The following is a 4930-nucleotide window of genomic DNA, read 5'->3' on the forward strand; positions in this document are numbered from 1 at the left end:
CAGGGACGCCTGCAACTTACCATGAGGAAACCATAAGATGACCGTTACTGCTTTTCGAGTGCAGAACTTCATGGGCTTTGAAGACAGCGGTTAGGTTGAGTTGCGACCGATCACACTGTTGTTTGGTCGCAATTCCAGTGGCAAGAGTGCGCTCATCCGTGCGCTGTTGCTATTACACCGAAGTCTTAACAGCACACGGCTACCGCCTTACTCGCTCGTTTCATCCTGCTGCAGATGATCTCCCCGGCGCAGGCGGGCTAATTTGGCCTGGATACGCCGACGAGCAGCAGCAGTTGCTTCCGGGTCGAGTTCAATCGCGGTTATTTGATCCGCTAGCCATTGAATGCGCAGCCAGTCGCCTTCACGGGCATTCGCCGGGAGCATGGTACGCATCACATCGTGCGGTCGCTGGGTTTGACCGATCAGGATCACTGCGTATTCACCTTCAAAGCGATCAATCACGCCCTGTTCATACCGAACCTCTTCCATACGGCAATTCCTTTCTTATTCTAGGGAAGGCGTTCACAGGCAATCCCGTCGTCATCGCCATCTAACCGGTGTGGATCGCGGGCCGGGCCGCCGTTGGCAAGGAAGAATGCCTGGGCTTCAGCCTGGGTCGCAAAATCGCTGCAATCACGATCACCCTGGGTCGTGTTGTTGGATGAGGGAGCAGTACCGAGCGTTTCTGGTGCAGTAGTCGGTGGCCGATCATACCCGGTTTGAATCTGATAGTCAACGCCGTTGGTGACGATAACGATAGTGCCATGTTCATCCGTGCCGTACACTGCGGCCCCTACCCACTGCAGGGCTTGAATGGTTTCGCGGTGTGGATGACCGTAATTGTTGTCGCGTCCGGCCGAGTAGACGGCAATCCTTGGCTGTACTGCAGCCAGAAACTCGGCTGTTGAAGAGGTGCGCGATCCGTGGTGAGCGACCTTCAGAATAGTGGCGTTGAGTCGCTCACGCACTGTTGATAGCATGTCCAGCTCGGCAGCCGCCTCTACATCGCCGGTGAATAGAAACGAGACATTCCCGTAAGCCAGGCGCAGCACGACCGAGGTGTTGTTGAGATCGTCGGCCTCGGGATCGCTGTGCAGCACCTCGAAACGTAACCGACCCAGCGGAATGGTATCACCACGCTGCACTTCATAATACGGAACCCTTGCCGCATCAATCGCATCGAGGAGTTGTTCGTAGGTACTGGTGGTATGGGTTGCACCAGACGTCCAGAACCCTTTGACCGGTAACGCTCTCAGCACTTCAACCAGCCCGCCAATGTGGTCGGCGTGCGGATGCGAGGCGACCATCACATCAATCTGGCCGATCCCCCGCTCACGGAGATAGGCAAGTGCCAGGCCGTTGTCGTATCCACCATCGATCAGCGCCGTTTTCCCCTCTGGGGTGCGGATCAGAATGCTGTCACCCTGACCAACATCAATCACATGCACTTCCAGGGGTTGCTCCCCGACAATGGCGGGTTGCTCGACAATTACGGTCGGCGCAGCCGATGGAATCTGCGTAGCTGTTGGGGTTGGTGGTCGTGTGGTTGGAGTATCATTACCTGTCGTGCCGACAGATTGTGGCCGCTCTTGATCAGCCGTACCTGATGTTACGGCCCGGTCTGGCAAGAGAGCGTTGAGAGCGCCGCAGATCAGGATGAAGCCGATCAGGCCAATCACCAGGCTACCACAGCTCAACCGGAAACGCGATCGGGCAGGACGTTGCCGTGGTGCAGTTGGACGATGAAGGGCTCTGCCGCACATGCTACAGAATCTGGCCGATGATCGTAGCATTGCACCACAGAAAGGACACGTAGTTTGGCGGGGCATCGTTATCTCCCTTTCATTGAAGATCACTCTGACGTAGCACAGAGCCTGGACTGTGCAGGTCGCACATACCGGATCCCCCGATCACAACAGCATTCGCATGAGTGCCGCATACCGTCAGCAGCGATCAGCGTGTACCATGCGATCGGAATAGAGTACGGTAGAACGTATCTCTCAAGCCGTACTGTCGGGCCAGCAGACTATCACACAGCTTCGCGAACGCTTGCCAATCACCAACGACAACATATCCTGCTCCCAGTCTGTCGGTATAGAAGAGGACAGTGCTGACAACCATCTACAGTGCAATCATACTCTGGATCGGCTGTCTTGCCCGCTCGTCATGCGCGTGTCGCGTCGTGTGGCGTGCGTCAGCCACGCTGACGCATCAATAGAATTATCATGCCCGCACTCCAAACGACGCGATCCATGCGGCACCGTAAAGCGAAATGGCGCACATGCTGCACGGATGAACGCGATGACCTTAGTTATACTGCAATCATGTATGACCGATCAACATCCCGGTTAATTCAGTTCTCTTCTGGAGGCATGCCATGCGCGCAATGGTCTTCACCGCACCTGGTCAACCACTTGAATACCGTGATCTTCCTGTCCCAACACCACAGCCCGAAGAGGTTTTGATTCGGGTTGAGGCGTGTGCCGTCTGTCGTACCGATCTCCATATTATCGATGGGGAATTACCAGCGCCGAACCTTCCCCTTATTCCAGGTCATCAAATTGTCGGTACTATCGAGCGTCTTGGCGCACGGGTCACGCGCTGGACGGTTGGACAACGGGTTGGTGTGCCCTGGCTGGGCTGGACGTGTGGCGAGTGTCGTTTTTGCCGTGATGGGCGCGAAAATCTTTGCGATCAGGCGCAGTTTACCGGCTATACCCGACCCGGCGGCTTTGCCGAGTATACCATTGCCGATCAACGTTTCTGCTTTGCCTTACCCACCGACTACGACGCAACCGCAGTTGCACCGCTACTCTGCGCCGGTCTGATCGGATATCGGGCACTTCGCCTGGCCGGTACTGGCGAGCGATTGGGTATCTACGGCTTCGGTGCCGCAGCACATCTGATGACGCAGGTTGCACGCTGGCAGGGTCGTGAAGTCTTCGCCTTCACCCGTCCCGGTGATACAGAAGGGCAACGTTTTGCTCGCGAATTAGGCGCAGTCTGGGCCGGCAGCTCAACCGAGTTGCCGCCGGTGCCACTCGATGCAGCAATCATCTTTGCCCCGGTAGGTGATCTCGTTCCATATGCGTTACGTGCTGTCGAGAAAGGGGGCGTCGTGGTGTGTGGTGGCATTCACATGAGCCAGATTCCTGCCTTCGCTTACGAATTGCTGTGGGGCGAGCGTGTGTTGCGCTCGGTCGCCAATCTAACCCGTGAGGATGGCGAGGCATTCTTGCAGCTCGCGCCACAAATCCCGGTGCGGACAACCGTCCAGATCTTTCCACTCACCGAACTGAATACAGCCCTGAACGCACTCCGCCAGGGGAAGTTACAGGGTGCCGCCGTGATCCAGATTTCGCAGGGGTGAAGTGAGCAGGTGCATGGTTGCGCAGAGTCTGTCGTCACGAACTACAGGGGAGTGCATTGGATGAGAACCCTGCAAGGAGATCAAGCAGTATTCTGTAGAGCCCTAAAGCCAGAATCTGCACCGCCCCAACACCTCACTGCCAAAAGGGATGTGTCGGTCTATCAGTTGTCGGTGGATAGCAGAAGGCTGGAAACGGGTCGTATGGTCGGGAGTACGAAAGCCATGCTTCCGCACACACCATAGCCCACTATGCACTCACCAGCGTATCGCGGGCAATATCCCAGTGTGGTGCAAAAGAACACCCCTGTTCCGGGCATGGTCAGGAACAGGGGCCTATCAGATCAGGCATTGCTACGCCGTAGCCATTGCAAGATCCGCTGCCACCCGCGACGCCACCACGACCGCTCATGGTACAACTGCTTTGCCATACGCTCCAGTTGCTCACGTTCGGCATCGCGGTTCGAACGCTTCGCCATACGAATTAATCGCTCACGTTCGGCATTACGGATCAGATCGCGTTGGTGGATTTCAGCCGCAGCCAATTCTAACCAGGTATCTCCCATAGGTGCCCTCCTCGACTATTGGGCAACGAACTGACGCCATTGTCGTTCGTTGGATGAAAGGCACGTTCGGTACCTCACATCAGAACTAAGCATAGCCAATAAAAGAGGGTTTGTGCAAAAAAGAACAATCACAGTTGGTTGTTAGTTGACTACCGGAGTGTCAGTTCAGTTTGCGATCACGTTGCAGGAGGCATACCGTAATCTAACATCTGGTGCAATAGCGGTCATAACATGCAATGATCACCATGACACCACACCTGAGCGTTGTGCTGCTATGCGTGCGTCTCCGGCTCGTCCGGGGAGTGCGCACCTCCGGCGCACTACGGAAACCGCACATTGTGTCTGCTTCCAGCGTAGTATCGCCCCTGAACCAGTGTGTAACAGCGGACGTCATCCTGGCCTGGCAGTTCCTGCCCCCAGCAGGCTATGCATTACCCACACGTCACGCTGCGTTAGGTCGGGCTGCAAGTGCTCGCCGTGGCGCAGGCTTCCAGCCTGCGTGGAGGCATTCCTCTCTACTGCTGTCAGGTGCTGACCGTGGCCAATGGTGTGCGGGCACGAACCTGGTACAACTAAACATCTACGCGCAGGTATCGCATGCATACCGGACCGACTCGATGATCGGTATGAGCACATTCAGCACCCCCGTGACCAGGATGGGGAACGGGAATGCCACGCGCCAGATCGTGAGTACGGCTGGCGCGGCAGCATGGCTGCCGCACGCCATACGAGGGCAGGCCGGGCTGGAAGCGGTATCCCTGCCGGTGTGCGGGATGGGAACGAGATACAGCTATGTGTTCGTGCTATGACCATCCGAGGCACCGCTCCACCACGCGCCGGATGGTGAGCGAGGCTAGCGCGGCAGCATGGCTGCTGCACTCCAAACCGTGCGATACACGTATGACGAACGGGTAAAGCAATTCATCCAGCACGTGTTGGCACGGCTGGCGCGGCGCACTGTCGCCTGGCCAGTCGCCCACAACAGCACCCATGGCGA

At 56.9% G+C, this 4930-nt stretch carries 4 protein-coding genes; 1 reads left to right on the forward strand and 3 read right to left on the reverse strand.

What is annotated here, in order from left to right; genetic code table 11:
- Positions 1 to 207: 207 nt before the first annotated feature.
- Together VAE55_RS01830 and VAE55_RS01835 are read right to left on the reverse strand one after the other, a co-directional pair.
- A complete protein-coding gene (locus VAE55_RS01830; protein WP_322814122.1) occupies positions 208 to 489 on the reverse strand; it encodes a DUF3006 domain-containing protein in 282 nt (93 codons plus the stop codon).
- 20 nt (positions 490 to 509) lie between these two features.
- Positions 510 to 1829 (reverse strand): MBL fold metallo-hydrolase, encoded by a 1320-nt coding sequence (locus VAE55_RS01835; RefSeq protein WP_416181158.1) that lies wholly within the window; start codon positions 1827 to 1829, stop codon positions 510 to 512.
- 548 nt (positions 1830 to 2377) lie between these two features.
- Between VAE55_RS01835 and VAE55_RS01840 the strand changes: the two genes are divergently transcribed.
- A complete protein-coding gene (locus VAE55_RS01840) occupies positions 2378 to 3370 on the forward strand; it encodes a zinc-dependent alcohol dehydrogenase family protein (protein ID WP_322814124.1) in 993 nt (330 codons plus the stop codon).
- 341 nt (positions 3371 to 3711) lie between these two features.
- Here the strand turns inward: VAE55_RS01840 and VAE55_RS01845 are convergent, their stop codons facing one another.
- Complete coding sequence (locus tag VAE55_RS01845; protein WP_322814125.1) at positions 3712 to 3933, reverse strand: hypothetical protein; 222 nt, start codon at positions 3931 to 3933, stop codon at positions 3712 to 3714.
- Positions 3934 to 4930: the final 997 nt, after the last annotated feature.

Origin of the sequence: Chloroflexus sp. (assembly GCF_034432675.1) — a bacterium.
GTDB lineage: Bacteria > Chloroflexota > Chloroflexia > Chloroflexales > Chloroflexaceae > Chloroflexus.

Excerpts from the sequence above, each read along its gene's own strand:
- VAE55_RS01830 (WP_322814122.1), bottom strand. The coding sequence starts at position 489 with ATGGAAGAGGTTCGGTATGAACAGGGCGTGATTGATCGCTTTGAAGGT.
- VAE55_RS01835 (WP_416181158.1), bottom strand. The coding sequence starts at position 1,829 with ATGCCCCGCCAAACTACGTGTCCTTTCTGTGGTGCAATGCTACGATCA.
- VAE55_RS01840 (WP_322814124.1), top strand. The coding sequence starts at position 2,378 with ATGCGCGCAATGGTCTTCACCGCACCTGGTCAACCACTTGAATACCGT.
- VAE55_RS01845 (WP_322814125.1), bottom strand. The coding sequence starts at position 3,933 with ATGGGAGATACCTGGTTAGAATTGGCTGCGGCTGAAATCCACCAACGC.